Source organism: Dehalococcoidia bacterium (assembly GCA_022451965.1).
GTDB lineage: Bacteria > Chloroflexota > Dehalococcoidia > Lucifugimonadales > Lucifugimonadaceae > TMED-70.
Genome location: JAKUNJ010000003.1, coordinates 70,990 through 87,267 on the forward strand (window position 1 = coordinate 70,990; position 16,278 = coordinate 87,267).

Annotated in this window: 16 protein-coding genes; 8 read left to right on the plus strand and 8 right to left on the minus strand. The window is 29.9% G+C overall.

Annotation, left to right across the window (positions count from 1 at the left end):
* Positions 1 to 2 precede the first annotated feature (2 nt).
* The 4 genes from aroE to MK083_01030 are packed head-to-tail and all read right to left on the minus strand — an operon-like array spanning position 3 to position 5,056.
* Entirely contained in the window at positions 3 to 842 is an 840-nt protein-coding gene (aroE, locus tag MK083_01015; protein MCH2673034.1) for a shikimate dehydrogenase, read from the minus strand.
* Positions 835 to 1,254 (minus strand): Holliday junction resolvase RuvX, encoded by a 420-nt coding sequence (ruvX, locus tag MK083_01020; GenBank protein MCH2673035.1) that lies wholly within the window; start codon positions 1,252 to 1,254, stop codon positions 835 to 837. The genes aroE and ruvX overlap by 8 nt, the downstream gene beginning before the upstream one ends.
* On the minus strand, positions 1,254 to 3,953 hold the full coding sequence (alaS, locus tag MK083_01025) for an alanine--tRNA ligase (GenBank protein MCH2673036.1): 2,700 nt from the start codon (positions 3,951 to 3,953) through the stop codon (positions 1,254 to 1,256). The genes ruvX and alaS overlap by 1 nt, the downstream gene beginning before the upstream one ends.
* Before the next feature lie 38 nt (positions 3,954 to 3,991).
* Positions 3,992 to 5,056 (minus strand): hypothetical protein, encoded by a 1,065-nt coding sequence (locus MK083_01030; protein ID MCH2673037.1) that lies wholly within the window; start codon positions 5,054 to 5,056, stop codon positions 3,992 to 3,994.
* Positions 5,057 to 5,197: 141 nt separating this feature from the next.
* On the opposite strand from MK083_01030, the gene MK083_01035 reads away from it, so the two are divergent.
* Positions 5,198 to 6,886 carry a dihydroxy-acid dehydratase gene (locus tag MK083_01035; protein ID MCH2673038.1) on the plus strand — a complete coding sequence of 563 codons (1,689 nt, stop codon included), beginning with the start codon at positions 5,198 to 5,200 and terminating at the stop codon, positions 6,884 to 6,886.
* A 22-nt stretch (positions 6,887 to 6,908) separates the two neighbouring features.
* On the opposite strand, the gene MK083_01040 is transcribed toward MK083_01035, so the two are convergent.
* From MK083_01040 to MK083_01055, 4 genes are read right to left on the minus strand one after another with little or no spacing between them, the layout of a single operon-like run.
* Positions 6,909 to 7,700: an HAD family hydrolase gene (locus tag MK083_01040; GenBank protein MCH2673039.1), complete on the minus strand. Its 792-nt coding sequence runs from the start codon at positions 7,698 to 7,700 to the stop codon at positions 6,909 to 6,911.
* A complete protein-coding gene (locus tag MK083_01045) occupies positions 7,697 to 8,758 on the minus strand; it encodes a tartrate dehydrogenase (protein MCH2673040.1) in 1,062 nt (353 codons plus the stop codon). Before MK083_01045 ends, MK083_01040 begins: the two co-directional genes overlap by 4 nt.
* Before the next feature lie 13 nt (positions 8,759 to 8,771).
* Positions 8,772 to 9,641 carry an NAD(P)-dependent oxidoreductase gene (locus MK083_01050; GenBank protein MCH2673041.1) on the minus strand — a complete coding sequence of 290 codons (870 nt, stop codon included), beginning with the start codon at positions 9,639 to 9,641 and terminating at the stop codon, positions 8,772 to 8,774.
* A 10-nt stretch (positions 9,642 to 9,651) separates the two neighbouring features.
* The gene (locus MK083_01055; protein ID MCH2673042.1) at positions 9,652 to 10,590 is read right to left on the minus strand and encodes a 3-phosphoglycerate dehydrogenase; all 939 of its coding nucleotides are present in this window, start codon (positions 10,588 to 10,590) and stop codon (positions 9,652 to 9,654) included.
* Between the two features lie 66 nt (positions 10,591 to 10,656).
* Here MK083_01055 and MK083_01060 point away from each other — a divergent pair, with 66 nt between their 5' ends.
* The 7 genes from MK083_01060 to MK083_01090 are packed head-to-tail and all read left to right on the plus strand — an operon-like array spanning position 10,657 to position 16,274.
* Positions 10,657 to 10,989 (plus strand): virulence factor, encoded by a 333-nt coding sequence (locus MK083_01060; GenBank protein MCH2673043.1) that lies wholly within the window; start codon positions 10,657 to 10,659, stop codon positions 10,987 to 10,989.
* Positions 10,974 to 11,903, plus strand: coding sequence for a homocysteine S-methyltransferase family protein (locus MK083_01065; GenBank protein ID MCH2673044.1), 930 nt, complete (start codon positions 10,974 to 10,976; stop codon positions 11,901 to 11,903). Before MK083_01060 ends, MK083_01065 begins: the two co-directional genes overlap by 16 nt.
* Complete coding sequence (locus MK083_01070; protein ID MCH2673045.1) at positions 11,884 to 12,528, plus strand: hypothetical protein; 645 nt, start codon at positions 11,884 to 11,886, stop codon at positions 12,526 to 12,528. Before MK083_01065 ends, MK083_01070 begins: the two co-directional genes overlap by 20 nt.
* Positions 12,529 to 12,537: 9 nt before the next feature.
* Positions 12,538 to 13,566 carry an MtaA/CmuA family methyltransferase gene (locus tag MK083_01075; GenBank protein MCH2673046.1) on the plus strand — a complete coding sequence of 343 codons (1,029 nt, stop codon included), beginning with the start codon at positions 12,538 to 12,540 and terminating at the stop codon, positions 13,564 to 13,566.
* A 56-nt stretch (positions 13,567 to 13,622) separates the two neighbouring features.
* Positions 13,623 to 14,366: a corrinoid protein gene (locus tag MK083_01080; GenBank protein ID MCH2673047.1), complete on the plus strand. Its 744-nt coding sequence runs from the start codon at positions 13,623 to 13,625 to the stop codon at positions 14,364 to 14,366.
* Positions 14,367 to 14,374: 8 nt separating this feature from the next.
* Positions 14,375 to 14,653, plus strand: a complete 279-nt coding sequence (locus MK083_01085) for a hypothetical protein (GenBank protein ID MCH2673048.1) — start codon at positions 14,375 to 14,377, stop codon at positions 14,651 to 14,653.
* Positions 14,646 to 16,274, plus strand: coding sequence for an ASKHA domain-containing protein (locus MK083_01090; protein MCH2673049.1), 1,629 nt, complete (start codon positions 14,646 to 14,648; stop codon positions 16,272 to 16,274). Before MK083_01085 ends, MK083_01090 begins: the two co-directional genes overlap by 8 nt.
* Positions 16,275 to 16,278: the final 4 nt, after the last annotated feature.

Genomic DNA, 16,278 nt, shown 5'->3' on the forward strand with positions numbered 1-16,278 from the left:
TTTTATCTCTCGATACCTACAGAATTTAACATTATTTCAATTGGGGGTTCTAAATTTGTTGTGAGCTTGAACCCTAAAGCAGCTTGAAATACTAGCATACTTAGTCCTCCAAGAAATTTAATATTATTTTTTTTAGCTCCTATCAATAACGGGGTCATTGAGGGTGAGTAAACTAAGTCATAACACAAAGCATTCTTATTTATGATATCAGTATTTATTGGAGAAATCTTAGGATTTGGTCCACCAGTCATACCGAGAGATGTTGTGTTAATTATTAGATCTATATTTTTCATAAAAGAAAAATTATTAAGATAATTTTTTTCAATAATTTCTATTTTATTTTTATGATTAGAAAAATTATCTAATAGTTTTTCGGCATTAGACTTCGTTCTATTATATATATATATTTTTTTTGAATTAGACTTAATCAATGACATACAAATTGCTTTTGCAGATCCTCCAGCACCTAAGATAAGACAATTTTTATTTCTTTGATCATAATTTATAAATCTTAAGCTTTCTCTAAATCCTTCCCAATCAGTGTTATAACCCAACAGTTTACCTTTTTTATTTACTATCCAATTGACAGCATCCATTTCTATAGCTGTTTTATCAAGTTGATCAATATATTTTATTACTTCTTGTTTGTATGGTAGAGTTACACAAGAACCCAAAATATTATTTGATCTAAGATTATTTATAATCTTATCTAAGTTTGAAAGTTCAGTTTCCCATACAGTAAATTTAATATCTAAGTTTAAGGCATCGAAGGCAGACTCATGAATCCTTGGAGATAAGGTATGACCTAAAGGGTATCCTATTATTCCTATTTCTCTAACCATTTTGTTTTCCCAAAATATAACTCTCTAAAATAATCACTGCTGATGCAGAATCAATTTTATCTTTTATTTTAGACTTACTTAATCCTGATTTAATAAGATATTTTTCAGCTTCCTTTGTAGATAATCTTTCATCCCATAAAATAACATCTACATTTTTATTTGCTTTTTTTATTCTTTTTGAAATATATCTGGAAAATTTAGCCCTAGTACCCTCTTTCCCAGATAATAGAATAGGTAGACCTACTATTATTTTTTTTATTTTGTTTTCAACTAATATCTTCTTTAGTTCTGTAAGAAATAAATCTATATTTTCTGAAGATATAAATTTCAAAGGCGTACAAATAGTTGAAACATCATTTGAAATTGCTAAACCTGTTCTTTTTTCTCCAATATCTAAAGCTAAAATAGGCATCAGTTGATATTATTAATTATTTTTTTAGGATCTTTAAAAAAGTTTTCAAATTTTTCTATATTTTTAATACCAACTTGAGCTGAAAATTTATTTCCACCTCCACCTCCATCAGTTTCTTTAGCGATAATTTTAGCTAATTCTCCAGCATCGATATCCAATCCATCTGTAGCCATAATTACTATTGAGCCTTTTTGATCAATAATAGATCCTAAAATAACTATTCCTTCTCCAAGTTTAGTTCTTTGCAAATCTCCAGCCTTTCTTAATGCACCTATATTGGCAGCAAAGACTTTAGAACAAGAAACCTTTGTAGAGCCTATTTGAAATTCTTCAGTAGATGACCTTTCTGTATTACCTAGGGATAGATTCGTAATTTGTATTTGTAAATTTTCAATTTCCTTTTGTTGATCTTTTGATAGTTTGTACAATAAATTAAATTTTTCAATAACATCATCTTTATTTGAGCTAAGAGTTTTCATTATTGCTTTGACCACATTTTGATTACTTTCTACTAAATCTTCTGTTCCAATTCCTGTTGTGGCAAAAATCCTTCTATTTCCTGATCCAATTCCAATCTCTGAAACAATCTTAAATAATCCAATTCCACCAGTTTTATGCATGTGAGTCCCACCACATAGCTCAAAGCTCCAAGGTGCGTCTATTTTAATAGTCCTTACATCATGCTCATATTTATCATCAAAAAAAGCAATAGCTCCTTCTTCTATGGCTTTACTGTATGTAGTATTTGAGACTTTTACATCTAGATTATTTCTTATATATTCATTGACTTTATCTTCAATTTTCTTGACAGAATGATCATCCAAAGCTTCTAAATTAGTAAAATCAAATCTCAGGTAGTCTGGATGAACTAAAGACCCCGACTGCCTAACATGACTTCCAATAATTTCTCTAAGAGCTGCATGTAAAAGATGTGTTGCAGTATGGTTTCTTTTGATTTTTTCTCTTCTTTCTTTTTCTACTTTCATAGATATTTCAGATCCTTCTGAGATTTCGCCCGACTTCATCTTTGACTCATGAACGAAAATTCCTCCAAAGGGATTTTTCGTATCTAATACTTCAAATTCTCCAGTTTCTGAAAAACAGATGCCAGTATCTCCTAACTGACCTCCCATTTCTGCATAAAAAGGAGATCTATCTGTAATTATTTCAAAAGAATCCCCTGTTTTAACTTTTTTCTGAATTTTATTATTTTTGATAATTGCTAAAACTTTAGCTTTTGAATTAAGTGTTTCATAACCTAAAAAATTAGTAGGCAATACTTTTAAAGATGAGTATATTTTTTCATTATTATCTTTATTTATAGATTTTTTAGATCTATCTTTTTGTTTATCCATAATTTCGTTGAAAGATTTTATATCAATTCCTAACCCAAATTCTTCACAAATTTCTGAGGTAATTTCAATAGGAAATCCATAAGTATCGTATAGAATGAAAGCTTCAGTACCGCTTAATAATTTCTTTTTTCCACCATCTCCTAATTTGCCTATTATTTCTTTGGACACTTCTTTTACATCATTTGATATATTTATTTCTTGATTTATTAAAATACCTCTATTTCTAATAAGTTCAGATAAAACTTGAGTTCCAAAACTTAAAGTTTTATTAAAGTTTTCTTCTTCTTTATTAAGAACTGAAATAATAAAATCCAATTTTTCCTCTAATTCTGGATATATATGGCTCAATTTCATTGAAGTAATTTTAGCCATTGGAGATAATATTGGAAAATCTAAATCTAATTTTTTTGCAGTTATCATAGCTCTTCGAATAAGTCTTCTCAAGACATATCCTCTGCCAGTATTCTCTGGAAGTACTCCATCACCTATAAGAAAAGATGCAGATCTTCCATGTTCGGCAATAATTCTTTTATATTTATCAAAGTCTTTTTTATTTCCTTTAACAAGAGTATCTAAATATGTTAGATGATCACGAAAAATATCAGTATCATAAGAACTTTTGACATTATTTAAGACTGAAACAGTTCTTTCTAATCCCATACCTGTATCAATATTATTGAAAGGCAAATTTGTATCTTTACCATCTATGTCTCTATAAAATTGAGTAAAAACCAGATTATATAGTTCAACAAAATCTTCATGAATATTAGGACCCCATTTACTATCTGTGAATCTCATTTTATTTAAGTCTCCGGTGTAATAGTGTAACTCAGAGCAAGGACCACATGGACCCTCATCTCCTGCTGGACCCCACCAGTTATCTTCATCACCAAACTTATAAATATATTTTTTTGGTATACCTAATTTTTCCCAAATTTTTTCTGTTTCATCATCATCTTTATAAACTGTGAAAAAAAGTCTGTTTTTATCAAAATTGAGTATATCCGTCATAAATTCTAATGCCCATTTACAAGCTTCTTCCTTGAAATAATCTCCAAAGCTAAAATTACCTAACATTTCAAAGAGTGTTAAATGAGTGTCATCTCCAACTTCTTCAATATCTGTTGTTCTAAAACATTTCTGAGAAGTTGCCATCCTAAAATTAGGTGGTTTTTTTTCTCCAGAAAAATAAGACTTAAATTGAGCCATACCTGAGTTTGTGAGTAATAAAGTCGGGTCACCAGAAGGTATTAGAGAGGATGATGGATGAACTAAGTGATTTTTAGATTCAAAAAAATCTAAAAATTTTGCTCTTAGTTCATCTGCTGTTTTAGGAGTATTCATATTTTTATATTTTATAAGATTTTATTTTACGATAAAGATTATTCATTTGTCTGCTCATTTATTGATTCATATATATGCTTGCGCCAACCTGATGGATTATTTCTTTCTTTGTCTAAGAAAAAATTTTCTAAATCCTTTTTATTAGCTATTAAAGTTTCTGAGACTTTGATTTTTTTTGAAATATTTTTAATATTTATTTGTGCTTTTTTTACATTAATTTTTCTGACTGAAGAATTGTAATATCCTTTTTTATGTTTATTACAGATTTTATATATTTCATCTATATCACTCTCAAAAAAATATTTATTTTCTGTTAGGTTTAGTTTCTTAAGTAGACTTAAGTTCCTAAAATAATCTGAAGAAATTTTTATTATCTGTTTATCTTTTAGGTACCATGATTTAGGTATATTTTTTGACCTTGAAATATTCTCTCTATGACTAGATATTGATTTTATTAATTCTAAATTAATTTTATTTTTATCACTTATCCTAATTTTTTCCCAAGAATTTTCTGGCTTACTTTTATGTTTAATTGTTTGAATTATATTCTTCATTTCTTCGTCAAACCAATTAGATTTTTTTTGGCGACTTAACTCTCTTGAGATTTTTTTGTATAATTTTTCCAAATGAATTACATCACTAGCAGCATAAAATAACTGGTGTTTTGATAGAGGTCTTTTTAGCCAATTTGAATTTTGATGTTTTTTATCAATATCAAGATCTAATATATTTTTGACCAAATTTTTGTAGCTTATATGATGCTCAAGGTCTATAAATGCATTTGCTAGTTGAGTGTCAAAAATATTTTTTATTTCAATATCAAAATTTTTTTCAAGTATTTCTATATCTTGCTCACAGTCATGAAATATTTTAATACTTTTGTCTAACGAAAGTATTTTGGCTAAATTAGTTCTATAGTTTTTATTCTTAAGAAAATCATATATGAACACAACATCGTCTACTGCAATTTGAACTAAGGACAAGATAGGAAAATATGTATTTTCTCGTATGAATTCTGTATCTATTCCAAATATATTTTTTTTAGTAATAAGTTTACCTAATAAATCAATATCAGAGCTATTTTTTATTTGAATTAATTTCATTTATATAAAACATAATATTCTATTTATTTTTTAATTATAAATTAGAGGTAAAATACTTTTATCAGATAGTGGATTTTTATATTCAATAATCTAATAAATATTATTTTTTTTATCAAATTATTAATGAATATCGGAGAGATTATGGCTAAATATAATAAAAGTGAAAAATGGTTTGGTGAAAAAAATTTAGAAGGATTCTTACATAGATCAGGTATGAAAGCTCAAGGTTGGCCCGATAATATGATCAAGAACCGTCCAATTATTGGTATAGCAAATAGTTTCTCTGAAGCAGTTCATTGTAATTCTCATCTTAGAAATTTAGCTGAACATGTAAAAAAAGGGGTTATAGAAGCAGGTGGAACACCTATTGAGTTTCCTGTGATATCTTTGGGAGAATTTTTTCTCACTCCTACATCAATGTATCTTAGGAATCAAATGTCAATAGATGTTGAAGAAATGATTAAGGGCTTGCCCATAGATGGAGTTGTTCTTCTTTCTGGGTGTGATAAAACAACTCCTGCAATGTTAATGGGAGCAGCATCTGCTAACATTCCAACAATTTTACTTCCTGGAGGGCCTTCTCTAAGAGGTGATTGGAGAGGTCAAGAATTAGGATCTTGTACAGATTGTAGAAAATTTTGGAACGAACTTCGTGCAGGTAATATTTCGCAGGATGATTATGATTCAATGGAAGAATCAATTTACAGGTCTCCTGGTCATTGTATGGTTGCAGGAACAGCATCAACAATGAGTGTAATCTCAGAAGCTATGGGACTCACTTTGAAAGGTGCTGCATCTATCCCTGCAGTTGATTCGAGAAGACTAGCATTATCAAATAAAACTGGTCAAAGAATTGTTGAAATGGTAAATGAAAATATAAGAATTGAAAATTTCTTAAAAAAAGAAAACTTTCATAACGGAATTAGTGCATTAATGTCTTTCGGTGGATCTACAAATGCCATTATCCATATGTTAGCTATTGCAGGAAGAACTAAAGTTGGTATTGATTTAGAGGATTTCAATAAAATATCAGAAAAAACTCCCGTCATAGCCAATTTAAAACCTGCTGGAGAAATGTTGATGGAGGATCTTCATTATGCAGGAGGAGTTTCTGGAATATTAAAAAATATACAAGATTTAATTTATAAAGAAGTTATTACAGTTTCTGGTGAAAAAATATCTGAAATTGTAAATGAAGCTGAAATTTATAACGAAAATGTAATAAGAGGTAAATCTAATTCAATAAATAAGGAAGGCAGTATTTGTATTCTTAAGGGAACTCTAGCTCCAAATGGTGCAGTTATAAAAGTAGCCGCGGCAAGTAAAAAATTTCTTGAACATACTGGAAAAGCTCTAGTTTATGATTCTGCTGAAGAATTATCAAATAATATAGATAAACCAGATCTTGAGGTTGACGAAAATACAGTCCTAATTCTTAGAAATAATGGTCCAGTCGGAGGTCAAGGTATGCCTGAATCTGGATTTTTACCTATCCCAAAAAAATTATTGGATAAGGGAATCAGAGATATTGTAAGAATTTCAGATGCAAGAATGAGTGGTACAGCATTTGGAACCATAATTCTTCATGTTAGTCCTGAAAGTTATGTTGGTGGACCACTTTCTTTAGTTGAAAATGGAGATCTTATTTCTATATCAATAAAGAATAAATCTATTGATCTTAAAGTTGATGATTCAATTTTAGAGAAGAGAAGAAATAAAAAGAGAAAAAATATAACTATATCTGAATATGAAAGAGGATATGGCTATATTTATAAGAAACATATTTTACAAGCTGAAGATGGATGTGATTTTGATTTTTTAAGATTATAAAAATCTTATCTAAATGTTTTTCTTAATTATTATATTTAGCTATTATTTCTAATAATTCGTACATTGAATTTATTTCATAAGTAGGTCTAAATTCATTATTAGATATATTTTCATTTTCTCTATTTATATAAACTGATTTTATTCCTAATTTATTTGCTCCCAATATATCTCCTTCAGGTCTATCTCCTACCATTAAGATTTCATTTTTAGATAATTTGAAATTCTTTATAATAATTTCATAACCATGTGGAAAAGGTTTTCCAAACTTTATTTCACTTGAAGTTAATATTTGCCTATTTTTACCAGAAAAAAAATACAAGAGACCTGACTTTGCTAACTTTCTCCTTTGATGTATAGCCATTCCATTTGTCAATACTGCTAACTTAAGCCTTTTTAGTTTTAATAAAACAGGTATAACATCATCATAGGCTTCAATCATTTCCCACATATTGTGAATGTGATTATTTGAGATTTCAGAAATATTTATATTATTAATACCCAGAATATTTTTTGTAATTTCCTTCCAAATTTCTGTTCTTATTATGTTATAACTTGTAGAAATGAATTCATTTACTTCTCCGGAACCTCCTATATCACCCCAAAGAATATCTCTTCCACCAAATTTTGCATCTAAATATTTCTTAAAATATTTTATTGAACCAATTTCGTTTATTTTTTTTATAATGATTTCTAAAGTATTTTTATCAATTATATTTTTTGATATTTCTTGAGATATTCTAATGTATTCTTTATTATAAATTTTTTCATGGATTGTTAGAGTATCATCTAGATCAAAAATAATTCCCTTAATCATAGTTTAGAAATAATGGCTTGGGTTACTTCTTTTGTTTTAGAATGCCCACCTAGATCAGGAGTTAAAATTTCTCCTGATTCTATGACTTTCTTTACAGAATTTTCAAGTTCTTTTGCAGCTTCAGTTTCACCAAGGTGACTCAACATAATTCCTCCAGTCAAAATTTGAGCCATTGGATTAGAAATTTCTTTTCCTACGATATCTGGAGCAGATCCATGTGTTGGTTCAAACATAGAAGGATTTTTTCTAGTTGGGTCTATATTACCGCTTGAAGCTAATCCCATCGAACCTGTTATTATAGCTCCTATGTCTGTCAAAATATCTCCAAAAAGATTACTGGCTACAACAACATCAAATTCAGTTGGTTTCCTAATGAAGTCCATACAAGCAGCATCTATCAATAATGAATTTGTGGATACTTTAGGATACTCAGACTTTATATCTTCAAAACATCTATCCCAAAGTGTCATTGAATAACCTTGAGCATTAGACTTTGTTATCGAAGTGACATGATTTTTTTTATTTCTTTCTAGTGCCAATTCAAATGCATATCTAATAACTCTTTCACATCCTTTTCTTGTAAATACTGCACTTTGTACAGCTACTTCTTCAGGAAAATTTTTATATTGAAAGCCCCCAACGTTAGCATACTCTCCTTCAGTATTTTCTCTTACAACAATAAAATCTACATCGTATGGTTTAATATTTTTTAGAGGAGTGTCAACTCCTGGATATAAAATAGAAGGTCTTACGCAAGCAAACTGATCAAAGGCTCTTCTTATTGGCAGAAGAAGTCCATTCAAAGTAATGTGGTCTTGTATATCTGGGTGGCCAACTGCACCTAGAAATATAGCATCAAATTCAGTCAATTGATTTATACCATCATCAGGCATCATTACTCCATTCTTAAAGTAATATTCTGAGCTCCAATCAAAGTTTGAAAATTTTAGTTCAAAGTCATTCTTCTTACTGATATGACTTAATACTTCTAAGGCACTTGAAACTACTTCTACTCCTATTCCATCACCCGGAATAACTGCTATTTTATATTTTTTCAATTTCTTTTCCTCTCTAATTTCCCTCAATGATTTGTATAATTCCAGCCATATCATCCATCTCTTTTCCTTTAGATTTTAATTCATCATATAATTTTTTTGTTACTTTGGTTAAAGGCAATCCTACGGAGAGCTCTTTTCCCATTTTTTCAATTATAGATATGTCTTTGTGTATATTTCTAGCAGGTACTGAAGAATCTTTAAAATCTCTATCTCTAATTATCGGAGCTGATCTTTCTAGCATTTTGGAATACCCAAAACTTACCATGAGTATTTCCATAGCAGAATCAATATTTATCTTTGCGGCGTTTGATAAAGCTAGAGCCTCAGCTGAAGCTGTGGTATGAACTGCTGTTAGCAATTGATTTATTAACTTCATAGCAGTTCCAGTTCCAGAATCACCCATTTTTTTTATTGTTTTCCCCATCATTTCGAAGAAAGGTTTAGCTTTTTTGAATGCCAAATCATTTCCTCCAACCATAATTGATAAGGTTCCATCTCTTGCTCCAATAGGACCACCAGAAATAGGAGCGTCTAAAAAGCTTGCTCCTTTCTTATTTAATTCATAAAAACATTGTTTGGATGTAGCTACATCTACTGTTGAATGATCAATAATTATTTTATTTTCAATAAATTCATTAGAGCTAATTCCTTTTTCTCCTAATATCACTTCCTTAGAGGTATTAATATCTGGCAAACAAGTTAATATTATTTCACTTTGGTTCACAATATCTGATAAATCGTAACAGCCTTTTGCTCCTTTTTTTTCCATTAAATTTATTTTTTCTTTATTTCTGGTATAAACTCTTAGATCAGCACCTTTTGACAATAAATTGTTCGCCATACCTTGCCCCATATTTCCCAAACCAATAAATCCTATTTTCATTACTAACCTCCTAAAGGTTTGAAATTATATTTTCAGCTAATATATTAATACTTTTTTTTATGACTTCTGCAGAGTTTGCAGCATTATGTGATGTCAGAATTACATTATGTAACCTCTTGAGCTTATTTTTTTCTCTAATTGGCTCTAATTCAAATACATCCAATGCTGCTCCTGATATTTTCCCACTAACTAGAGAATTATATAATGCTTCTTCATTTAGTAATTTCCCTCTAGCTGTATTGATTAATATTGCTGTAGATTTCATAAGTGATAATTCTTCAGTATCAATTAAGTATTTTTTACCTTCTTCTACTCTTGTATGTATTGAAACCACATCTGAATTTTCTAAAAGATAGTCTAATTCAGTTACTTTTGCATATTCCTCGAAGCTCAGAGATCTAACTTTATCAATTCTAATCATGGGAGAAATAATAATTTTCATTCCAAGACTATGCCCCATTCTAGCTACTTTTTCACCAATTGCTCCTGAACCAATTATTCCTAGTGTTTTTCCTTCTAATAATTCCACCTCTATTGAAGGCCACTCATCTTCCCTAATTCTTCTATCTAATTCAGGGATTTTCTTATTAAGAGACATCATTAGAGAAATTGTATGTTCTGCAACTGAATTTGTAAGAACATTTCTAATTGAAGATACTTTTATCTTATTTCTTTTTGCTGATTCAATATCTATATGATCAAGTGCTGGACCGAATACTGCTATGTGTTTAAGCGAAGAAGAGTTTTCTATTATATTATTAGTTATTTGAGTTGTAGCCTTTGTAATAACAACAGTGTGGGCATCGACTATTCTTTCCAATATTTCTCTTGAGTTTGCAGGTCTGGTTTTGTATATAAAAATTTCATTTAATTCCTCCAGAGAATCAAAGAATTCAGATTCATAGGAAATTACTTGTGGGTCATCATCTACAATAACTATTTTAGCCATAAAAAAATTTTACATAAATTTCTATATATTATAATGAGAATATCATCTTTTTATTTAATAAAAATTATGTCTTCATATAAAATTTTATACTGGAAAGAAATTCCAACTCAAATAAAATATACAGATTCTGATGGGCAAGAAACATCTTACCCATTGAGCTTGTTTTTTCAACAAGCTATAGATGCTATTGCTATGCATGATGGATCAATAACTTCTGGAGAATATTTAGATGCATGGGAATGGGGAAAAATTTTAGATACTGATAAAGAACCTGAAGACATTGTATTAAGTTTTGATAATAATATACCTAAGTCATTTATAAATAAACTGAGAAAACTTCATGATTCTGGTCAAAGAGACCCTTCCCCAGGAGCAATTGATATATGGTTTCAAAATTAAATAGCACATCAAAAAAAATCCTTGAAGAAGCTAATAATGGAAAAATTTTTTTATTAGATGGAGCTACAGGTACCTTTCTTCAAGAAAATGGACTTGAGCCTGGTGGGTCGCCAGAATTAATGAATATTGAAAAACCAGATGTAATACAAAAGATGGCTGATACTTATTTTGCCAGTGGAAGTGATATTGTCCTAACTAATACATTTGGTGGAAATTATTTTAGAATGAAGCACTATGGATTAGAAAATCAAGTAATAGAAATAAATAAACAATCAGCTCAAATAGCCAAGTCAGTTTCTAAAAAATATAAAGATAAATACGTATTTGGTTCAATTGGTCCAACTGGAGAGTTTATTGAACCACTAGGTAATGTTACTGAAAGTGAGATGTATGATGCTTTATTAGAACAAATGAAAGGGCTTTATGAAGGTGGGGTTGACGGTTTCATGATTGAAACTCAAATTGCAACCGAGGAAACTTTGATGGCCATTAAGGTAGCAAGAGAAAATTTTGATATTTTAGTTTTTGCATCTATGGTTTACGATAAAGGGCCAAGAGGATTTTTTACTATGTTTGGGCTTGAGCCAGAAAAAAGTCTTGATTTATTGTATGAAACCGGTGCAGATGTTGTTGGTACAAATTGTGGGAATGGATCAGAAAAAATGATAGAAATATCTGAAATATTTAGAAAATCTACTGATAAACCTTTATTAGTTCAAGCCAATGCAGGGATTCCAAGTATAAAGAAAAATAGTATAATTTATCCAGAAACACCAGAAGATATGGCAAAAAATTATAAAAGACTTATAGATTTAAAAATAAATTTCTTAGGTGGTTGTTGTGGTTGCTCTACAAATCACATATCATCTTTTTCAGAGATAATAAGGAGTCATAATGAACGTATCTCAGGTTAAAAAAGAATTTGGTAAATGTTTAGAACTAGTATCAATGGACCCTAATTTTAACGAAATAAGTGTTGGTCTTTTTCAAAAAAATGACATACTTACTATTTGGTCATACAGTAGAAAAAATGGAGTAGAAGACAGATTGAACCAAATTCGAGATAAAATGGTTGAATTTGGAGGACTTACTAAATTAGACTCTGATTTCAAGCTATCAATACCCAAAGGAGCATTAATCTTAAGGCCACTAAAATTTTTATTTGTTAAGTCTGTTGAAATGCCTCCTGAATCCGAGCCAGAAGTTGGAGAAATAAAATCTAAAGATAATAAAAGTAAATTAACTTTTTTCATCAAAGGATCAAATATTGATGGTAAATATGTTTATAAAGTTTATGCAGAGGGTGACCATGACAAACCTAATATAAGAATTAGGGCTGTTGTGGGTGGATTCTTGAAATATGGAGAATGCTTGAAGAATGACATTGATAGTTTTATATTTCCTGATGCAAAAAAACATGATGAATATGTAAGAATTTTGCTGCCATACGCAAGAAATGTAAGTGCAGTTGAAAATATGTTAAGTGCATCAGATCAAGCAGGTCAAATGACCACTCAATCTTTAGGTTTTTCACAATAGGGAGTACTTATGAAGTCTATGACAAAAAAGCAAAGAGTTTTATCAGCTTTGAACAGACAAGAGGTTGATAGACCACCTGTAGCAAATCCTACATCAGTAGCAACCGTAGAAATGATGGATTTAGTTGATGCTCCTTTCCCTGAAGCATGCAGATCAGCTGAATTAAATGCGAGATTAGCAGCAACAGAAATTTCAGAATTTGGATTTGATTCTATTGCACCATATTTTTCTATTATTCAAGAATCAAGTGCAATTGGATGTGAAATGCAATGGGAACAAAAAGATAATTGGCCAACTGTTCGGATGAGTAATCCAATTTGGAAAACTGCTTCTGATGTTAAGGTTCCAAAGGATTTTTTAGATCATCCTGATGTAAGAGTGATTATTGATTCTATAAAAATACTTAAAAAAGAATTTGGAGAGGATGTTCCTATAATTGGAAAAACTATGGGCCCCTGGACTCTCGCTTATCATGTTTTTGGAGTTGAAACTTTTTTATTAGGATCAGTTGATAATCCTAGTGAAACAATTGAAGCTCTTGATAAATTAACTGAATTTACATATCTTTTTGGTGAGGCTCAAGTTGATGCAGGAGCAGATGTACTGACAGTTCCTGATCATGCAACTGGAGACTTAGTTTCAGGTCAATATTACCAGAAATTCCTTCAAGATATTCATTCAGAAATGGCAGAAAGATTTACCGTTCCACTGATTCTTCATATTTGTGGAAGAACTGTTGACAGAATGCCTTTTGTTGCAGAAACTGGAATGCACGCATTTCATTTTGATTCAAAAAATTCTCCTCAAGAAGCTATGGATGCTGTAAATAATAAAATAGCCTTAGTGGGAAATATTAATAATCCTGAAACATTATATTCAAAAGATACAGATGATGTAAAAAAAGAAGTTTTTGAATGCTTAAATGCGGGGGTTCAGTTAATAGCACCAGAGTGTGCTATTCCATTAAAAACAAAAGCAGAAAATCTAATTGCTATAACTGAAGGTATTACAGATTGGTTAGCAGAAACTCAAAAATAATTAATGGTGGTAAAATTAAATTAATTGTTATTTTTATAATATGAGGATTAAATTATATGTTTGAACATGAGGGATTACTCAAAGAATTTGAATGGGTAACCAAAGAAAGTGAAAAGAAACATATTGGAGAATCTATAGCTAAAACTTCAATCGAAATGCAAGAAATTGCCTTTGCACTTATTCAAGGTGATAATGATACTGTAGATAAGTTGACCAAAGAATATTTAGAAAACGGTACTTCAGCTAATGAAATTTTAGATGATGGCTTGCTAAATGGAATGGCTATAGTTGGAGTCAAATTTAGAGATAATATTATATTTGTGCCAGAAGTTCTTATTTCTGCAAGAGCTATGAAAGCCGGAATGACACATATTGAACCAATATTATCTGAGTCTGGAATTGAGCCTCAAGGAACTGTCGTTATGGGTACAGTCAAAGGGGATCTTCATGATATTGGTAAAAATCTCTGTATTATGATGCTAAGAGGTGCAGGTTTTGTTGTTCATGATCTTGGAGTTGACACATCTCCAGAAGATTTTGCAGATGGATTTGAAGAGTATGAACCTGATGTCATTGGTATGTCTGCTTTGCTAACAACTACTATGCCAAATATGGGTAGAACAATACAATATTTTGAAGATATTGGGCTAAGGGATGATGTAAGACTCATGGTTGGAGGAGCTCCTGTTACTCAAGAATTTGCTGATGAAATGGGTGCTGATGCTTATGGAGAAAGCGCTGTAGATGCAGTTGATAAGGCAAAAGAACAAATTGTTCTGCTTAAAGAATTGAAAAGCTAAGCCTCGAGATGTCTGAAAAAGATTCAGAATCAATAAAAAAGAAAAGACTTCAAAATAGTTTGGATAAATTATATTCAATTTTTCAAGAAATTTCGGATAATGCTGATGAAATTAGTAAACATAGATGTCCATATAAAAATGTTAAGAGTAAATGTACTGCAAATTTTTATTGTCATAATCAAAAATATGTTCAGAAAGATGAAGAAATTCCATTTTGTACAGGCTCAGACAAACTAGACTATAGACCAGCATGGGAAGTAGACAAACCAATTAGGAAAAATGAGTAAGTTTATTCATAAAAAATCAAAAATAGATTTAGAAAAAGACAAATCTCTTTTTGAGTATGCTGATCAAGTTAGAATGAGAATACCAACTTCCTGTGGAAGAGTTGGTGATTGTCATGAATGCATAGTTGAAATAATTGAAGGAGAAAACAACCTTTCTGAAATTACAAATGAAGAAAATTTTTTATCTTCTCCCTTCAGATTGGCTTGTCAAGCAAAAACTATAAAAAATGAAGCTGATCTTTCATTTACTCCAAGAAAAAGAAATAGGAAGATACTGACTAGTTTTGAATCTGAAAACGAATATAAAATTGATAATAACTATAAAATTACTAGTCAATCGGTGATAATCAATGAAACTGAAAATCAAAAAATATTAATCAACAAAAAGTCTGTAATTTATGGTTTATCTATTGATGTCGGTACTACAACTGTAGCTCTTAATTTAGTTAATTTAGAAACAGGAAAAATCAAAGCAACTTCATCATTTGAAAACCCTCAGGTATTTGGTGGTTCAGACGTAATGAATCGAATTTCGTATGATTCTACAAAATTTAAAGGAGAGTTGCACAAAACTATTATATCTGCAATAAATTTTGAAGTAGGAGAAATTACAAAAAAAATAAAGATCAGAAGAAATCAAATTGTAGAAATAGTAATAGTTGGTAATTCAACAATGAGAGATATTTTTTTTAATTTAGATGTTGAAAGCATTGGTGTTAAACCCTATAAATCTCAAACTGAATTTGATTTTATATCAAAAAAAGTAAATTCAACGGAATTAAAAGTTTATGCTTCTGATTTAGAGCTAAGAATTAATCCAGATGCAATAATTTATAGTCCACCCTTAATTGCTTCCCATATTGGATCAGATATTTCAGCTGGCTTAATAGCAGTAGATTTTTTTTCAAGTAACCAAAATAAAATTTTTATAGATATTGGTACTAATACAGAAGTTGTTTTGGGTAATGGTGATAATTTTATTGCAGCTTCATGTCCTGCTGGACCTGCTTTTGAAGGCGGTGAAATAACTTATGGCATGCCTGGTTACGATGGAGCGGTTGAAAATGTTAAATGGGACCATAATAAGTATGTTTATAAAACAATTGGAGATTCATCACCTTTAGGTATTTGTGGTTCAGGATTAATCGATTTTTTATCTGAAATGAAAGATAATAATTTCATGAATAGTCTTGGTAAATTTAATTCAGAATTAGAATATGTTAAATTAGACGAAAATCATGAAGTTATGCTAACTAGAAAAGATGTTTCTAATCTTGCTCAAGCTAAGGCTGCTAATGTTTGTGGTCAAGCTTTAGTAATTAAAGATTTTGGAATAAATTTAAAAGATATTGATGAAATTTATTTAGCTGGGGGATTTGCTAATTATATAGATATTGAAAGAGCAAAAAACATTGGTTTTATACTTAATTATCCGACTAAAAGAATAAAAAAAATAGGAAATTCTGCATTGGAAGGTGCAACAAAGTTATTATTATCTAATATGTTAAGAAAAAAACTTTTAGAACAAGTGACTAAAATTAATCATCTTGAATTAGAGACTAAAGAAGAATTTTTTGATTATTTTGTTGAAGGTTGTCAGTTCAAAGAGATATCAATTTAGGGGA

Excerpts from the sequence above, each read along its gene's own strand:
- alaS (MCH2673036.1), bottom strand. The coding sequence starts at position 3,953 with ATGAATACTCCTAAAACAGCAGATGAACTAAGAGCAAAATTTTTAGAT.
- MK083_01090 (MCH2673049.1), top strand. The coding sequence starts at position 14,646 with ATGAGTAAGTTTATTCATAAAAAATCAAAAATAGATTTAGAAAAAGAC.
- aroE (MCH2673034.1), bottom strand. The coding sequence starts at position 842 with ATGGTTAGAGAAATAGGAATAATAGGATACCCTTTAGGTCATACCTTA.
- MK083_01085 (MCH2673048.1), top strand. The coding sequence starts at position 14,375 with ATGTCTGAAAAAGATTCAGAATCAATAAAAAAGAAAAGACTTCAAAAT.
- ruvX (MCH2673035.1), bottom strand. The coding sequence starts at position 1,254 with ATGCCTATTTTAGCTTTAGATATTGGAGAAAAAAGAACAGGTTTAGCA.
- MK083_01060 (MCH2673043.1), top strand. The coding sequence starts at position 10,657 with ATGTCTTCATATAAAATTTTATACTGGAAAGAAATTCCAACTCAAATA.
- MK083_01030 (MCH2673037.1), bottom strand. The coding sequence starts at position 5,056 with ATGAAATTAATTCAAATAAAAAATAGCTCTGATATTGATTTATTAGGT.
- MK083_01050 (MCH2673041.1), bottom strand. The coding sequence starts at position 9,641 with ATGAAAATAGGATTTATTGGTTTGGGAAATATGGGGCAAGGTATGGCG.
- MK083_01080 (MCH2673047.1), top strand. The coding sequence starts at position 13,623 with ATGTTTGAACATGAGGGATTACTCAAAGAATTTGAATGGGTAACCAAA.
- MK083_01035 (MCH2673038.1), top strand. The coding sequence starts at position 5,198 with ATGGCTAAATATAATAAAAGTGAAAAATGGTTTGGTGAAAAAAATTTA.
- MK083_01040 (MCH2673039.1), bottom strand. The coding sequence starts at position 7,700 with ATGATTAAGGGAATTATTTTTGATCTAGATGATACTCTAACAATCCAT.
- MK083_01075 (MCH2673046.1), top strand. The coding sequence starts at position 12,538 with ATGAAGTCTATGACAAAAAAGCAAAGAGTTTTATCAGCTTTGAACAGA.
- MK083_01055 (MCH2673042.1), bottom strand. The coding sequence starts at position 10,590 with ATGGCTAAAATAGTTATTGTAGATGATGACCCACAAGTAATTTCCTAT.
- MK083_01070 (MCH2673045.1), top strand. The coding sequence starts at position 11,884 with ATGAACGTATCTCAGGTTAAAAAAGAATTTGGTAAATGTTTAGAACTA.
- MK083_01065 (MCH2673044.1), top strand. The coding sequence starts at position 10,974 with ATGGTTTCAAAATTAAATAGCACATCAAAAAAAATCCTTGAAGAAGCT.